The organism is Nocardioides immobilis, assembly GCF_003515065.1.
Taxonomy (GTDB): domain Bacteria; phylum Actinomycetota; class Actinomycetes; order Propionibacteriales; family Nocardioidaceae; genus Nocardioides; species Nocardioides immobilis.
On sequence record NZ_QXGH01000028.1, the window covers coordinates 1 to 14,619 of the forward strand.

General features: G+C 73.0%; 15 protein-coding genes. 8 read left to right on the top strand and 7 right to left on the bottom strand.

Going from position 1 to position 14,619, the window contains the following annotated elements; genetic code table 11:
* Positions 1-122: 122 nt before the first annotated feature.
* The 4 genes from D0Z08_RS21845 to D0Z08_RS21860 form a co-directional block, all read right to left on the bottom strand.
* Positions 123-1,523 carry an amidase gene (locus tag D0Z08_RS21845; protein ID WP_118927394.1) on the bottom strand — a complete coding sequence of 467 codons (1,401 nt, stop codon included), beginning with the start codon at positions 1,521-1,523 and terminating at the stop codon, positions 123-125.
* Positions 1,524-1,560: 37 nt separating this feature from the next.
* Positions 1,561-1,917: a cupin domain-containing protein gene (locus tag D0Z08_RS21850; protein ID WP_118927395.1), complete on the bottom strand. Its 357-nt coding sequence runs from the start codon at positions 1,915-1,917 to the stop codon at positions 1,561-1,563.
* Entirely contained in the window at positions 1,914-3,203 is a 1,290-nt protein-coding gene (locus D0Z08_RS21855; RefSeq protein ID WP_118927396.1) for an FAD-binding oxidoreductase, read from the bottom strand. Before D0Z08_RS21855 ends, D0Z08_RS21850 begins: the two co-directional genes overlap by 4 nt.
* Before the next feature lie 117 nt (positions 3,204-3,320).
* Entirely contained in the window at positions 3,321-6,260 is a 2,940-nt protein-coding gene (locus tag D0Z08_RS21860) for a helix-turn-helix transcriptional regulator (RefSeq protein WP_182481424.1), read from the bottom strand.
* A gap of 67 nt (positions 6,261-6,327) precedes the next feature.
* On the opposite strand from D0Z08_RS21860, the gene D0Z08_RS21865 reads away from it, so the two are divergent.
* The gene (locus D0Z08_RS21865) at positions 6,328-7,053 is read left to right on the top strand and encodes an enoyl-CoA hydratase/isomerase family protein (protein WP_182481425.1); all 726 of its coding nucleotides are present in this window, start codon (positions 6,328-6,330) and stop codon (positions 7,051-7,053) included.
* Between the two features lie 397 nt (positions 7,054-7,450).
* A complete protein-coding gene (locus tag D0Z08_RS21870; RefSeq protein ID WP_118927399.1) occupies positions 7,451-8,848 on the top strand; it encodes an HNH endonuclease signature motif containing protein in 1,398 nt (465 codons plus the stop codon).
* A 312-nt stretch (positions 8,849-9,160) separates the two neighbouring features.
* Here the strand turns inward: D0Z08_RS21870 and D0Z08_RS21880 are convergent, their stop codons facing one another.
* On the bottom strand, positions 9,161-10,063 hold the full coding sequence (locus tag D0Z08_RS21880) for a catalase (protein WP_182481426.1): 903 nt from the start codon (positions 10,061-10,063) through the stop codon (positions 9,161-9,163).
* A gap of 26 nt (positions 10,064-10,089) precedes the next feature.
* Positions 10,090-10,917, bottom strand: coding sequence for a calcium-binding protein (locus D0Z08_RS21885; protein ID WP_118927402.1), 828 nt, complete (start codon positions 10,915-10,917; stop codon positions 10,090-10,092).
* 233 nt (positions 10,918-11,150) lie between these two features.
* On the opposite strand from D0Z08_RS21885, the gene D0Z08_RS21890 reads away from it, so the two are divergent.
* Both D0Z08_RS21890 and D0Z08_RS21895 read left to right on the top strand, forming a co-directional pair.
* Positions 11,151-11,468, top strand: coding sequence for an ANTAR domain-containing protein (locus tag D0Z08_RS21890; RefSeq protein WP_182481427.1), 318 nt, complete (start codon positions 11,151-11,153; stop codon positions 11,466-11,468).
* The gene (locus tag D0Z08_RS21895) at positions 11,465-11,863 is read left to right on the top strand and encodes an STAS domain-containing protein (RefSeq protein WP_118927404.1); all 399 of its coding nucleotides are present in this window, start codon (positions 11,465-11,467) and stop codon (positions 11,861-11,863) included. Before D0Z08_RS21890 ends, D0Z08_RS21895 begins: the two co-directional genes overlap by 4 nt.
* Positions 11,864-11,868: 5 nt before the next feature.
* On the opposite strand, the gene D0Z08_RS21900 is transcribed toward D0Z08_RS21895, so the two are convergent.
* Complete coding sequence (locus D0Z08_RS21900) at positions 11,869-12,333, bottom strand: SRPBCC family protein (RefSeq protein ID WP_118927405.1); 465 nt, start codon at positions 12,331-12,333, stop codon at positions 11,869-11,871.
* A gap of 152 nt (positions 12,334-12,485) precedes the next feature.
* On the opposite strand from D0Z08_RS21900, the gene D0Z08_RS21905 reads away from it, so the two are divergent.
* The 4 genes from D0Z08_RS21905 to D0Z08_RS21920 all read left to right on the top strand — a co-directional run bounded on the left by D0Z08_RS21905 (position 12,486) and on the right by D0Z08_RS21920 (position 14,529).
* Complete coding sequence (locus tag D0Z08_RS21905; RefSeq protein ID WP_118927406.1) at positions 12,486-12,731, top strand: hypothetical protein; 246 nt, start codon at positions 12,486-12,488, stop codon at positions 12,729-12,731.
* Positions 12,732-12,802: 71 nt separating this feature from the next.
* The gene (locus D0Z08_RS21910; protein WP_118927407.1) at positions 12,803-13,357 is read left to right on the top strand and encodes a hemerythrin domain-containing protein; all 555 of its coding nucleotides are present in this window, start codon (positions 12,803-12,805) and stop codon (positions 13,355-13,357) included.
* A gap of 1 nt (position 13,358) precedes the next feature.
* Complete coding sequence (locus tag D0Z08_RS21915; RefSeq protein WP_118927408.1) at positions 13,359-13,763, top strand: hypothetical protein; 405 nt, start codon at positions 13,359-13,361, stop codon at positions 13,761-13,763.
* 91 nt (positions 13,764-13,854) lie between these two features.
* Entirely contained in the window at positions 13,855-14,529 is a 675-nt protein-coding gene (locus D0Z08_RS21920) for a DUF6766 family protein (RefSeq protein ID WP_118927409.1), read from the top strand.
* Positions 14,530-14,619: the final 90 nt, after the last annotated feature.

Sequence of the window (14,619 nt, forward strand, 5' to 3'; positions counted from 1 at the left end):
CCCACGACCAAGACCCGGAGAACCGGCGGCACCAGCGCCGGCGATCGCGCACGCCCGAAACGGATCCCGATCAGCGCCACGGCACCGAACCGCTCAGCGAGCCGCCCCGTGAAACGTCGAGGCTAGGCGTCTCCCGTCGTCCCACGTGCCCCGCTCACCAGCGGCCACGGGCGCGCCGCCTCGAGCTGGGCGCTGAGGCTCAGCAGGGTCGGCTCGTCGTCGAGGCGGCCGACCAGCTGGACCGACAACGGCAGGCCGTCGGGGCCGAGCCCGCACGGTACGGCGGCCGCGGGGTTGCCGGTCACGTTCCACAGCGCCGTGTAGGCGATCGCGGGGGTCGACCTCAGCGCCGCCGTCAGCGCGTTCGCGCCCTCGAGCACCCCGACCTTCGGCGGCCGGTTGGCGGTGACGGGGGTGAGGAGGACGTCGTACTCGTCGAAGACGCGGTTGGCCTTCGCGCTGACCCGCTCGGTCTGGCGCAGCGCCCACTCGATGACGCGGGGCCGCACCCAGAAGCCCAGCCGGTAGGCCTGTCGGATCGAGGGCTCGAGCCGTTCGTAGTGCTCGACCGCGTCGGCCTCGGTCCGGATCCCGGCGAAGAACTGGGGCACGAACGCCGCCGCCGGGTCCGGGAGCCCCGCGTCGACCTGGCGGACGTCGTGGCCGAGCTCGGTCAAGAGCCGGGCGGTGTCCTCGACCGCCTGCACGTGCAGCGGGTGCGGGCGGACGCCCTTGCTGGTCGGCTTCACGGTCCACCCGATCCGCAGCCGGCCGGGCTCGCGCGACGCGGCCTCGACGAAGCTGCCGGTCTCGGCCGCGTGAAAGCGGTCCCCGTCGTGGCTGCCGCGGATCACGTCGTAGACGAGGGCCGAGTCCAGCACCGACCTGGTCAGCGGCCCGATCACACCGAGCGCCCACCACAGGTGCGGGTTCGGGGCGGTGGACACCCGTCCGCGCTGCGGCTTGAGGCCGAAGAGACCGCAGTACGACGCCGGGATCCGGATCGAGCCGCCGCCGTCTCCCCCGATCCCGGTCGGGACCATGCCGGAGGCGACGGCGACCGCCGTACCGCCGCTGGAGCCGCCGGGCGTGTGCGCCGGGTCCCACGGATTGCGCGCCGGACCGAGGCTCCGCGGCTCGGTGTAGGGCCAGGCCCCGAACTCGGGCATCGAGGTCTTGCCCACGATCACCGCTCCCGCGGCCCGCAGCCGCCGGACGACCTCCGAGTCGGCAGCGGCCGGCGTGGTGTTGGCCTTGCCGCCGAAGGTGGTGACGCAGCCCTCGACGTCGTTCTCCTCCTTGATCGCGATCGGTACGCCGTGCAGCGGCCCCAGCGGGGCCGCCGCGTCGTCCCGGGTCGCGGCCTCGGCCCGGGCCCGGTCGGCGAGCACGACCGAGAAGGCGTTGAGCTCAGGGTTGCGGCTGTCGATGGCGTCGAGACACGCCTCGACCGCTTGTACGGCGGTCAGCTCGCCGGCCGCGATCCGGCCGGCCGTCTCGGCAACACCCCAGGTAGTGGTCATCGCCGCAGACTACGGCTGCGCCCGTCGTGCCGGGTCTTCATCGGAGCCCGATCCTCCGGTCGAACCCACCGGGCGCGTGGATGTTGAGGATCCGCACGTCGGTCGCGCCGTTGTTGACGATCGCGTGGGGGGTGCCGTCGGGGATCAGCACGAAGGTGCCGGCCCCGGCCGCCACCTCCCGGCCGTCCTCGCCGAGGGTGACCGACAGCGTGCCGTCGAGGACGAGGAACGAGTCGTCCTCGGCCCGGTGCACGTGGCGCTCGACGCCCTGGCCCGGCCCGAGCGTGACGATCCCCAGGTTGAAGAACGGGGTGTCCGTCGTACGGGCGAGGAACTCGACGTTGCCGAAGCGGTGCCCCTGTCCCGGCTCCACCACCACGACCGGCCGGCTCATCGCGCACCTGCCGGTGTGGAGGCGGCGTCGATCGCCGCGTGGCCGGCGAAGTTGGCCAGGCTGGTACCGGTCGACCACGGCGCCAGCGCGTCGACCACCCGGGTCGTGACGTCGTGCGCGGCCGCCAGCAGCGGCGGCGGTGCCGGCGCGATGGCCACCAACGAGAACGCGCCGTCCCGACCGGTCACTGCGTTCGGCACCGGCGCGGACCGGCCGAGCGCGCCGCCCATCAGCCGCACCTCGGCGACGGCCAGCGGGACGTCGACGTCGGGACCGGCCACGCCGAGCAGGGTGTCGACCAGCTCACCGGGCATCGAGTGCAGGAGTCCCCCGCGGGTCACTGCCGGCATCGGCTCCGGCGGGTCCATGTGGATGCTGTCGACCTCGGCGTAGGACATCGGGCGGACCGAGTCGAGGGCGGGCACGGCCACGCGGCGCAGCGGCGCCAGGAGCGCTTCGCCCTGCGCGGGCGAGCCGAGGAAGGCGAACCGGACGGCCAGGCTGACGACGCCTCGCAACGGCGGCGGTACGTCGTCGATCGGAGGCAGTCGCAGCAGGGCCACCGAGGTGGTGACGTCCTCCGGCATCGTCGGCGCCCAGGTCGCCCAGGCGTGCAGCACCTCCTCGACGGCGGGCCCGGTGAAGAACAGCGCGCCGCCGAAGAACGCGGGCACCGGGACCAGGTCGAACTCGAGCGCGGTGGCGATGCCGAACCTGCTCTGGCCGCCCCGCACCGCCCAGAACAGCTCGGGGTCGGTCCGGTCGGTGACCGTCCGGATCTCGCCATCGGCGGTCACCAGCACGACCGATCGGACGTGGTCGGCCGCGAAGCCGTGCCGGCGCGCGAGCAGGCCCATCCCGCCGCCGAGTGTGTAGCCGACGACCCCGACACCCGAGGACGAGCCGGACAGCGGCGCGAGTCCGTGCGGCACAGCGGCGTCGATGACGGACCGCCAGCGCACCCCCGCCTCGACCCGCGCCCGACGGGCCACCGGGTCGACGGCGACGCCCTGCATGCCCTTGGTGGAGACGAGCACCGAGCCGACCGACGGCGCGACCGCGCCGTGCCCGGTGGCCTGGACCGCCACCGGCAGGCCTTCGTCGTTGGCGTGGCGGACAGCAGCCGCCACGTCCTGCGCGGTGCGCGCCGCGACCACGACTGCCGGCTGGTGGCTGACAGCGGTGTTGAACCCGGCTGCCTCGGCCACGGCGCCGGCGTACGCGCCGTCGTACACCCTGCCGGTGAGCTGTCGCGCGAGCCGCTCGCGCGCAGACGTCGATCCCATCTCAGTTCCTCCTCGTCGCCTCCGCACGGTGCGGATCGGCATGGCGACGACGCTGGGCCTAAGGGGTGCCCTCAGACCTGAGGAATTCGCGCAGTCCCGCCTCAGAGACGGGCCGGCTCAGGGGACGTCCAGCAGTCCGCGACGTCGAGCCACGGTGACCGCCTCGGTGCGGCTGGAGACGTTGAGCTTGGTCATCAGGTTGCTCAGGTGCACGCTGGCGGTCTTCTCGCTGATGAACAGCCGCTTCCCGATCTCGCGGTTCGTCATCCCCTCGGCGACCAGGGTGAGCACCTCCCGCTCCCTGCCGGTCAGGACCGCGTCGGTAGAGGTGGCAGCGCCGGCGAGGCGGGCCTGGCTGATGGTGGCCGCGACTGCCCGTTGCAGCGGCGCGGCCTGCATCTGCTGCGCCGACGCCGCGGCGGCGAGCGCGTGGGGGCGGGCGCCGTCACGGTTGCCCGCGGCGACCAGCGCGTCGGCCAGCCGCCAGCGACAACGGGCCTGCTCGTAGACGTGCCCGTAGCCGAACGCGTCGAGCGCCTGCTGCCACAGCTCGACCCCTGGCTCGTCCCGCAGCCGGGCGTGCTCGGCCCGTGCGCGGGCGTGCCAGGCGCGTCCTTCCGGGCCCAGCTCCCCCGGCCTCCCGCGCCCGCCCTCGACGATCCGCTCGACGCGCTGGAGGAGCACGTCCCCCTGCCGGAGCGCTGCGGTCGCGCCCGCGTCGTCGCGCCGTTGGCGGCAGTACGACGCGCGGTCGGCCAACGCTCCGAGCGCGATCGCCGAGAGCCACAGGCCGCCGTACATCCCCTCGCCGGCGACAGCGTCGAGGTGGGACTGGGCGCGCTCGGCGACCGCCACTGCCGCGTCGGAGTCGCCTTCCCAGGCGAGCAGGTCCGCCTCGCAACCGCCGGCGACCAGCGCTACCTGCGGGTGCACGCTCCAGCTCTCGCGCAGGGCAGCCAGCCGCGGCGCGGCGTCGGGAAGCCCGCCGGCGACCACGGCGTAGCAGCTCACGGCGGCCAGCCGGGCGGCCGCGACGTCCGGCGGTTCGCTCTCCGGCGCCTGGGCTGCCTTCAGGCTGCCGTCGAGGTCGCCGGAGACGTAGAGCGCGACCGTGCTCAGCAGCCGCAGCTCGATGCCCGGGTTGCTCCACCGCAGGCCGGTCTCGGCCACCCGGGTCATCGCTGCTCCGAGCACCGGGAGCGACCCGGTGACGTCGCCGTTGTAGTAGTGGAGGGACGCCAGCAAGTAGTGTGCCCGCAGCTCGGCGGTCAGCTCCCCGGCATCGCGCGCCAGCCGCAGGGCAGTGTCTAGGCGGTCGGCCGCGGCCACCCGGTCGCCGGCAACCTCGTCGAGGAACGCCGCCGTCGTGAGCACCTCCACCTCGAGGCCGGTCGCGCCCGCGGCCCTGGCCTCGACCAGCGCCCGCTCGGCCACCGGGCGGGCCTCGTCGGTCCGACGCTCGGCGAGCAGCGCCCTCGCGAGCGCCGCGTGCGCCAACGCGGTCGAGCCCGGGTCGGAGCTCTCGGCCAGCCGCACGGCCTCCTCGGCCGGCCGGACCGCCTGGTCGGAGACGTCGGCCTCCACGAGCTGGTGGACCAGCTCCGCACGAGCCTCGATCCCGCCGGGCCGGTCGCCGTCGGCGTCGCAGAGACCGATCGCCCGGCCGGCCCAGTCGGTGGCCCGGGCCTGCTCGCCGGCGAGGCGCGCCGCGTGCGCCGCCCGTACGGCGACCCGGCCGTGTGCTGCTCCCGCGAGGTCGGCCGCCCCCTCGACGTCCGGCCACGCCGCGAGGGCGTGCTCGAGGTGCTGGAGCGCCTCCCCCGGGGCGCGGACAGCCATCGCCGCGTCGCCGGCGCGGACCGACCACTTCAGTGTCTTCGGTGCGTCCTGCGCCTCCTGGTAGTGGTGCGCGATCCCGGCAGCAGGTGCAGAGCCGGCCACGCCCGCCTCGAGGGCCGCGGCATGAGCGGCGTGCAGCCGCGCGCGCTCGCCGGGGAGCAGGTCGCCGTAGATCGCCGCGCGCAGCAGGTCGTGCGCGAAGACGTAGCCCGCCCCGTCCGGCGTCAGCAATCCCTCGGCCACGGCGGCCCGCACCGCCTCGTCGAGGCGGGCGTCGTCGAGGTCCACGACCTCCCGCAGCAGCCGGTCCGGGACAGCACCCGCAGCCACCGCGGCGCTGCGCACCACCGCCCGGACGTCGTCGCCGAGCCCCTCCACCCTGCCGACCAGCAGGTCCGCCAGTGCGCGCGGGATCCGCGCGTCCAAGCGGCCGGTCTGCGCCACCCCGGCCGCCAGGGTCTGCACGTAGTAGGGATTCCCGCGAGTTCGGCGGTACACCTCGGCGGCGACCTCCGGGTCCGGCTCGCTCCCGAGCAGCCGGGCGACGTACTCCGTCACCTCGGCAGGGCCGAACGGCTCGAGGTCGATCCGGCGCACCGCGGGGAGGCGACCGAGCTCGCTGAGCAGCTGCCGGGCCCGCGGCCGTGCGGCCAACCCGTCGGTGCGGACGGTCGCCACCACCAGGACCCGCTCCGTGGTCATCCGGCTGAGCAGGAACCGGAGGAAGTCCGCCGACGACGAGTCGACCCAGTGCAGGTCCTCCACGACCACGAGGACCGGTCCGCGGACGCGGCCCACGCCCGCGAGCAGCGAGGCCGTCGCATCGAAGAGCTGGAGTCGTCGCCCCTCGTCGACAGGGGTGTCGCCGGCGGACACCGGGCCGGTGATGCCGGCCAGGACCGGCAGGCCGTCGATGACCGCCGCGACGTCGGCATCGGTGGCGGCCACCGCCTCCAGGGCCCGAACCAGATCGACGATCGCGAGGTAGGGCAGGCCTGGATCGCCCAGGTCGACGCACTGGGCCCGGACGACGAGTGGTGCGGGGGGCGGAGGGTCGGTGAGCAGCGCGCGGACCAGGCGGGTCTTCCCGCCCCCGGCCTCACCGGCGACGAGGACCGCGCCGGCGTTGCCGTCGGCGGCCCTTGCCACCGACTCCCGCAGGAGGGTCAGCTCCCGCTCGCGGCCGACGAGCGGCACGTCGCCCAGGGATCCGACCACGGCGGCATCATCCCATCCGTCGCCGGGCGGGGTGCGGCTTCTGCAGCGGCTACTAGGCTCGCGGTCCGTGACTGCTCTGCTGCGCGAACGCCGCGACGACGGCGTCGAGATCCTCCGGATCAACCGCCCCGACAAGCGCAACGCGCTCGACACCGCGACGCTGCTGCTCATCAACGACGCCCTGACCGAGCTGGCCGCCGACGCCGACCTGCGGGTCGTGGTCGTCTCGACCAGCTCCACGAACGCGCTCTGCGCGGGCGCGGACGTCGGCGAGGACCTCGACGCAGCAGGCGGCGTCGCCCGGATGGAGGCGTTCGCCGAGCTCTACCGGCTGATCGAGCAGCTGCCGGTGCCGTCGATCGCGGTCTGCGTCGGCAACTGCGTCGGCGCGGGAGCCGAGATCGTCGCCGGTTGCGACCTGCGGGTCGGAGGGGACAACCTCAAGCTGGCCTGGGCCGGCGCGCGGCTGGGCGTCCCGGTGGGTCCGGCCCGGCTGACGCAGCTGATCGGGCTGTCCCGCGCGAAGGACCTGATCTACACCGGCCGTCCGATCGGCATGGAGGAGGCGGCGTCGTACGGGCTGTTCCAGCGCACCGCTGCCGCTGCCGACGCGGAGGCCGCCGCGCTCGACCTCGCGACCGACCTGGTCCGGCAGTCGGCCGGGGGCGTCCGGGTGCTGAAGCAGATGTTCCGCGAGCTCGAGGACTCGGCCCGGCGGGTCAGCTACGAGAACGAGCGGCTGATCGACTTCCAGCGCCACGGGTCCGGGCTGCCGCAGGGCACGGCCCCCTGACGGGCCGCTGGGTACGGCGGGCGGTCGCGATCTGTGGCCGACGCCCGGTTGAGGTGCACGGTGCCACCCGTCGGTTGAGGTGCGAGGCGCGCCAGCGCCGAGCCTCGAAACCAGGGCGAAGCCCGGTGGTCGAGGCGCGAGGAGCCGCCCTCCGGTCTAGGCGCGAGGAGTACAGCGCGCCGCTGGTCGAGGCGCGAGGCGCCGCCCGCTGGTCAAGGAGCGAGGAGTACGGCGCGCCGCTGGTCGAGGTGCGGGGCGCGCTAGCGCCAAGCCTCGAAACCAAGGCCCTCGCACCCGGCGAGCCACCTGTGGTCCACAGCCCAGATTGACGAACCGCCTGTCCACAGGCGGGTTCTGAGCGTTTCGATGTGTCGGTGGTCCCATATTGAATAGGGCTATGGATCTCGGGACCGCACCCCTCTTCGACCTCTCCGCCCCGGTGGCGGACGAGGCCGTCGAGCCCGCTCCGGTGACGCGTTCGCAGGAGCTGCTGGCGGAGATCCGCGACCGCCGTGCGGTGATCTCCGAGCAGGAGATCGCGACCGTCCGCGCGGTCGCCGAGTGGGCCGGCGAGCACGTCGTCGCCGACGAAGGCGACGCTTCGACGATCACCGAGCGGGGTTTCGACACCGGGCTCCCGGTCGCCGGCCCCGGTGCCCCGCTGATCAGTGACTTCGCGGTGATGGAGCTCTCCGCGCTGCTGGGCCGGTCGTTGGACGCCGGCCGCTCCTATGTGGGTCAGGTCGTCGAGCTGGCCTACCGGCTCCCCACTACCTGGGCCCGGGTGCTGGAGGGGCGGGTGCCGGTGTGGAAGGCACTGCGGATCGCGGAGTCCACCCGCACCCTGCCCGCCGACGCCGCGGGGTTCGTGGACCGGCAGCTCGCACCCATCGCCCACGGGGTCTCCTGGGCGCAGATCGACCGGCTGGTCGAGGAAGCCCTGGTCCGCTACGACCCGGCCGCGGCCGAGGAGAAGCGGCGCGACGCTCAGGAGACCCGGCACGTCGACATCGACCTCGACCGGGTCGGGTTCGACGGCACCGCCGAGGTCACCGCCACCCTCGACATCGCCGACGCCCTCGACCTCGAGACCGCGGTCGCCCGCCGCGCCAAGCTGCTCGGCCAGCTCGGCTGCGAGGACTCCCTCGATGTGCGCCGCGCGGTCGCGCTCGGGGAGATCGCCCGCCACGACCTCGCCCTCGACCTCCAGATCGTCGATCCCGACACCGGAGAGACCACCCACACCGCCCCCGGCCGCAGGGTCGAGCTGATCGTCCACCTCAACGACACCAGCGACCACACGGCCGACGGCGCGGTCGGCCGGTTCGCCAACACCCGCACCCCGATCAGCCCGGAGCAGATCAAGGAATGGATGGGCACCCCGGGCACCAGCGTGCTCGTGCGGCCCGTGATCGACCTCAACGGCCACCAGCCCGTGGACTCCTACGAGATCCCCGACCGGATCCGCCGCCAAGTCACCCTGGCCGACCACCACTGCACCTACCCCTACTGCACCCGACCCGCCGAACGCTGCGACCTCGACCACAACATCCCCCACACCCAGGGCGGACCAACGTGTCGATGCAACCTGAACCCGAAGTGCCGAGGCCACCACCGGTACAAGACCTCAGGACTCGCGACCTGCCGGGTCCTCTCACCCGGCACCTACCTGTGGACCCTGCCCAGCGGCCTGTACCTGGTCGACCCCACCGGCACCTACGACCTCACCCCCCGACCCGGCACCACCCAGCCGACCGAGCCGCCGACCGACCCGGCCGACCCACCCGACGAGTAGCCACCGAGCCCCGCACCCCGCCACCTGGTTCCACCGGCGGGGCTATCGGCGCGCTCAAGGGGTCGTTTCGAGGCTCCTCGCTGCGCTCGTCGCACCTCAACCACCGCGCGCCCGGCCGCCGACCTCGACCACCCGCCGTACCTGCTCCGACCGCGACCACAGCGAGCACCTCCGACCTCGCCGCGCCCTCCCTGGCGCGCGACCAAGTGCCGCAACCCACGACGGCGCGCCACCACGCTTCCTTCGAAAACCTCAACGATCCGCCAGCCGACGACTGCGAGCGCGCCTGCCTGGAAGACCCGCGCCAGGTCCTCAGCCCAGCCGTCGCCTGACCGACTCCGCGTAGGCCTGGGGCCGGAAGAGCAGGATCGGGTCCTCGGACAGCTCGATGCCGTCGACGACCCGGGTCGGATCGAACACGACGACGCCGCCGTCGGCCTCGGGGTCGTCGGCCGGCCCCGTGATCGTCAGCGTGCCCGCGTCGAAGACCTCGCGCGGCTTCCACACCGACATCGGGTCGTTCGGGTCGTCGCCGTCCGCGGCCACGCTGACCTCCAGGGTGAAGGTCACCGGTCCCGCGGCGAGCCGCGCGACGATCTCCTCGCGGAGCCGGTCCCGTCCCTCGAAGGAGCCCTCGGGATCGGTCGACGACTGCGGACGCAGCACGTAGCGCACCCAGCTGCCGGTGCCGTCAGCCGCGACCCACCGGAAGGCGTGGACGGCGAAGTAGGGCACCGCGGCGTACGAGCGCGGCGAGATCAGCGCTCTCGCCTTGCCGTTCACGAGCAGTGCAGGCACGGCGTCGCGGTGCCGCAGCAGGAAGCCGGGCAGCTTCCGCGGGTTGCGCGCCGCCTCCGTGAACTCGACGAACGCCTCCGGAGTGCGTACGACGAAGCGCGGGGCTGTCTGTCCCAGGATGTCGGTCGCCGTCCCGTCCGGGAGCTTGAAGGACACCGACATCCCGCGGACGTCGGGCGCCTTGTCGGGAGCGCGGTGGTTGCCCCCGCCGTTGGACCAGCGCACCAGGATCGGCACCTCGCTCCCCTGCAGGTGCCCGGCCGTGCTGAGCTCGGCGGCCCGGGGCGTCGCGGTGAAGGTGCCCGCGTAGAACGCGCCCTTGGCGTGCAGGGTGCGGTGGGGGGTGTCGGGCTCGGTCGGTCGCCCGAAGGCGGCCCGCAGGCGGTCGACCACGGCTGCGGGGGTAACGGCGCTCACCCGGCAGACGATAGGGCACCCGGCCGCTACTGGCGGGTGACCACCTCGCACGACCGCAGCCGGTCCGCGCCGTCCGTCGTCGCGGTGTCCGCTCCGCCGTCGCACTTGAGCCGGTCGGCGCCCAGCCCCCCGTCGAGGCGGTCGTCGCCCGCACCGCCCCCGAGCAGGTCGTCGCCGTCCTCCCCGAAGAGGACGTCCCGGCCGTCCGTGGCCACCAGCTGGTCGTCGCCGGCACCTGCCCACACCTGGTCCGGACCCTGACCGGTGCGGATCCAGTCGTTGCCGTCGCCGCCCCAGACCCGGTCACGCCCGGTGAAGCCGTTGAAGAAGTCCGGGCCGGCGCCGAACAGGGCCGTGTCGTGCCCCGCGTCCGAGAGCATGGTCATCGCGACCGTCTCGGGCAGACCCGACCCGTCGACGTAGTCGTCGCCGAGCCGCGGCCACACCTCGACCAGCAGGGGCGCGTCCGCGCTGATTCCCGCCGGCACCGTGCACAGCGCCGCGATCCCCACGTCCGCGTGCTCCTCGACGCAGGTACCCGCGAGCCGCTTGAACGCCGCGGTCCCGGTGTCGGCGAACCGGATCCCGTCATCGGTGAGCGTCACCACCAGGTGGGTGTCCTGCTGCCCGGCGCGGAACAGGTAGCCATGATCGGTCACGGTGAGCGCGGCCTGATCGGGCAACGGCAGGAACGCGTACCCGCCCATCAGCTCGGTCGCATAGTCGTACGGCGGGCCCGCGGTGCCCGGGCCGTCCGGCGGCGTCCCCTGACCGGCAGCGTCACCGGGGTCCAGTCCGGCGACGGCTGCGAGCGCGGCGAGCGCCGCGGCGGCGATGGAGGTACGACGGATCACCCGTCCAGGCTGAGCGGTGCACCGCAGTCGCGGAGCCGTTCACGCGCTTCCTGACCGACAGGTGCGCGGGCATGGCCCGCCTGTGCTACCTCCGCCGAACCGGACGAACCGGACGGACCGGCCGGACCGGCCGGACCGGCCGGCGCAACCTCGACGAGGGCGTGCATTCGGGACGAGATTGGGTACCTCCGCTGCAGATCTCCTCAGGAGGTCCGGAAGGACGAAGAGGACCCATGCCCGACCACGACGACGAGCAGCCCCAGGGTGCGCTGGTCGAGCAGGCCAAGGGGATCCTGACCCTTCTGTACCGGATCGATGCCGAGCAGGCGGTCGACGTACTCCGTGACTGGGCCAGGGATACCGACTGCTCCGTCAAGTCGGTCGCCCGCAGTCTCGTCCACGCCGTGTGCGCAGCGGACGACACGGAAGAGTGGAACCAGGTGGTGCGCGCTCACGTCGAGACCGCCGTCGGGCGGCTCCACGGCGTCCGGCTGCCCCGGCCGTCCGGCCCGCCGATCCGCCACCCGGCGCGCTTCAGGACAGTGAGATGAGCGTCCGGGACCGGCCGGACGACGACGTCGCGAGCACCGGTCACACGATCGCCACCAGCGACTCCGTCATCGCCTCGGTCCTCGACGTGCGGATCAAGTTCACCCCGACGCTCCCGGTCGTCCGGCTCACCGGCGAGCTCGACCTCGACTCCGCGCACCTGCTGGTCGACGCGTTGGACGCCATCGCCGCGACCTCGTGCCCGGCGGACCTCGTCGTGCTCGACCTCGCCGGGGTGACGTTCTGCGACGTCGCCGGACTGCGGGCCATCGAGTCGTCGGCGGCCATCCTCGCCGCGGCGGACCAGCACCTGGTGCTGTACCGCCCGCCGCGGCGGGTGACGAGGCTGATCGCGATGACGGGCGTCGCCGGCGGGTTGGCCCGGCACCAGGCGTAGCCGGATCAGACGTCGCCGGGCTTCACCTCGCCCCTCCAGCCACCCGTCTCGAGGCCGCGCGACTCGATGAAGTCCTTGAACCGCTCCAGGTCACCGTCGACCCGGTGCTGGATCAGGTGCGTGAGGTCCCCCGCCTTCTCGACGATGCCGGACGGCTCGAACTCCAGCCGCAGGGTGACCTCGGTGTGCTGGCCGCTCGGGTCCGAGGCGAACGACACGGTGCCGTCGTTCGTCGTACCGTCCGTCGCCCGCCAGGTGATCCGCTCGTCCGGCGTCTGGTCGACGATCTCGGCGTCCCACTCGCGGGTGACCCCGAGGATGTCGGCCTTCCAGTGCAGGTGCGTGTTGTCGATCTGGCGGACCTCCTCGACGCCCTCCATGAACTGCGGGAACGTCTCGAACTGGGTCCACTGGTCATACACCGTGCTCACGGGGAGGTCGACGGTGACGGTCTTCTCCATCGTGGACATCAGGGTTCTCCTCTCGATCGGGACTGACCCCTGGGCCGTACCCGCTCCCGCCTCCAGCAGACAGGTTCGGCGAATCGACTCCGCACCGGCGCCGTCGCCGGTAGCGTCCTCGGCACTGCCAGCTCCGCCAGCACCGCCCGCCAGGACCGCCGATGAGACAACAGCGCCCGTTCGCGCCGTACGACACGCCCGATGAGCTCGCCAAGGGCAAGCGGAAGACGATCCTGACCCTCGTCCTCGCCATCGGCGCCGCACTGCTCGCCGTCGTCGCCCAGTCCGTCGTCGACGACCAACGGCTGGCCACGGTCTACGTCGCTGCGGCGATCATCTGGATCCTCTCCGGCCTCGGCGAGGCACTGCGCTGGTCGAACACCGGGGAGTTCGAGCCGGCCGACTGACGGGCTGGGATGGGTGGCTTCTGGTCGGGTACCTGCGGTTCAGACCGTAGGACCGAGCCCGAGGAGCACCCATGACCGGAGATGTCGTCGACCTGATCCTGAAGGACCACCGCGAGCTGGAGCGCCTGTTCGACACGCTCCTCAACGAGCCGGACAAGCGCGCCGGTCTGGTGCCGGTCATGACCACGCTGCTGACCGCGCACAGCCGCGCTGAGGAGTCCGAGGTCTACCCGGCGGCCCGGGAGGCCGGCGGCGCGGACGACGTGGAGCACAGCCAGAAGGAGCACCTCGAGGCCGACGCGCTCGCCAAGAAGGTCGCTGCGACCGATCCGGACTCGGACGACTTCGGGACCGTGCTCCGCGAGCTCGTCGACGCGGTGAAGCACCACGTCGAGGAAGAGGAGCAGACCGTGCTCCCGGGGATGCGCGAGCGGATCGACGCCGCTCGGCGCGAGCAGCTCGGCGAGGCGTTCCTGGCGGTCCGCGAGGAGCACCTCGGGGACCAGCCGGCCGACATCACCAAGGCCGATCTCGAGCAGCAGGCTGCCAACGTGGGCGTCACCGGCGCCTCGTCGATGCCCAAGGACGAGCTGGCGGACAAGCTCGCGCAGGAGGCCGAGCGCTGAGGTGTCCCCTCGGCCCCGTGCCCTCGCGGCCGGCGTCGTCGTACTGACGCTGGCGTCGGGTTGCGGGTCGGCGGCCGACGACGACGCCGCGGAGCGCGCGGCGCACTTCTACGCCGCGATCGCCGCGGATGACGCCGCCGCAGCGTGCGCGGATCTCGCCCCGGAGGCTCGTGAGTCCCTCGAGGAGCAGGAGGGCAAGCCCTGTGCCGACTCGATCCTCGACCAGCAGCTCCCCGGGGACACCGGGCAGGGAGAGGCGCGGGTCTACGGGTCCATGGCCCAGGTGGAGTACCCGGACGAGACGGCCTTCCTATCGAGGTACGACGACCGATGGTTGCTGACCGCCGTCGGCTGTCCACCGCGCTCCGGCGATCAGCCACACGACTGCGCGATCGAGGTGGGCTGAGGTGCGAGTCCTGTTCTTCGGCTACCTGGCCGTCATCGTCCTCGGCCTGATGTTCTTCCTCGTTGTCGGCCTCACCAGGATGTGACCGCACATGCGTCGTGCGCTCCGCCACCACTCGCTCGGACTCTTCTTCGGCGCGCTCTTCCTGCTCAGCCTCGCGGGGCAGGCATTCGCGGGCTGGCACGCCTCCAACGCCGAGCAGGCCGCCGACGGGCTCGGCACGCTGTCGTTCGGCAGGTACCTGGTCTCGTCGGACTTCGCCGTCGACATCACCGAGAACTGGCAGAGCGAGTACCTCCAGTTCCTCCTCTTCATCACGGCGACGGTCTGGCTGCTCCAGCGCGGCTCCCCCGAGTCCAAGGAGCTCGACAAGGCGGGCCTCGAGTCGGACGAGGACCAGAAGGTCGGCAAGTACGCCGACGAGCGCTCGCCGCGGTGGGCTGCGGTCGGCGGGATCCGCACCACCGTCTTCTCCTGGTCGCTGGCCCTGGTGATGGGCACGATCTTCCTCGTGTCGTGGCTGGCCCAGTCGATCGCGGGCCAGGTCGCCTTCAACGAGGCCCGGCTCGGCCGGCGCCAGGACCCGTTGACCTGGACCGAGTACGTCGCCAACGCCGACTTCTGGTCACGCACCTTGCAGAACTGGCAGTCGGAGTTCCTCGCGGTCGGGTCCATGGCAGTCCTGGCCATCTACCTGCGCCAGCGCGGCTCGCCGGAGAGCAAGCCGGTGGGCGAGGCGCACGACGCCACCGGGGTCGAGGGCTGACGCGGAGCGGTCGGGAACTGGCGGTTGCCGACCGGACGGTGCGGGGTTATGGTCGTTTCGTAACACTGTTACGACAAAGGGGAGTCCGCG

Excerpts from the sequence above, each read along its gene's own strand:
- D0Z08_RS21845 (WP_118927394.1), bottom strand. The coding sequence starts at position 1,523 with ATGACCACTACCTGGGGTGTTGCCGAGACGGCCGGCCGGATCGCGGCC.
- D0Z08_RS21850 (WP_118927395.1), bottom strand. The coding sequence starts at position 1,917 with ATGAGCCGGCCGGTCGTGGTGGTGGAGCCGGGACAGGGGCACCGCTTC.
- D0Z08_RS21855 (WP_118927396.1), bottom strand. The coding sequence starts at position 3,203 with ATGGGATCGACGTCTGCGCGCGAGCGGCTCGCGCGACAGCTCACCGGC.
- D0Z08_RS21870 (WP_118927399.1), top strand. The coding sequence starts at position 7,451 with ATGGATCTCGGGACCGCACCCCTCTTCGACCTCTCCGCCCCGGTGGCG.
- D0Z08_RS21890 (WP_182481427.1), top strand. The coding sequence starts at position 11,151 with ATGCCCGACCACGACGACGAGCAGCCCCAGGGTGCGCTGGTCGAGCAG.
- D0Z08_RS21895 (WP_118927404.1), top strand. The coding sequence starts at position 11,465 with ATGAGCGTCCGGGACCGGCCGGACGACGACGTCGCGAGCACCGGTCAC.
- D0Z08_RS21900 (WP_118927405.1), bottom strand. The coding sequence starts at position 12,333 with ATGTCCACGATGGAGAAGACCGTCACCGTCGACCTCCCCGTGAGCACG.
- D0Z08_RS21905 (WP_118927406.1), top strand. The coding sequence starts at position 12,486 with ATGAGACAACAGCGCCCGTTCGCGCCGTACGACACGCCCGATGAGCTC.
- D0Z08_RS21910 (WP_118927407.1), top strand. The coding sequence starts at position 12,803 with ATGACCGGAGATGTCGTCGACCTGATCCTGAAGGACCACCGCGAGCTG.
- D0Z08_RS21920 (WP_118927409.1), top strand. The coding sequence starts at position 13,855 with ATGCGTCGTGCGCTCCGCCACCACTCGCTCGGACTCTTCTTCGGCGCG.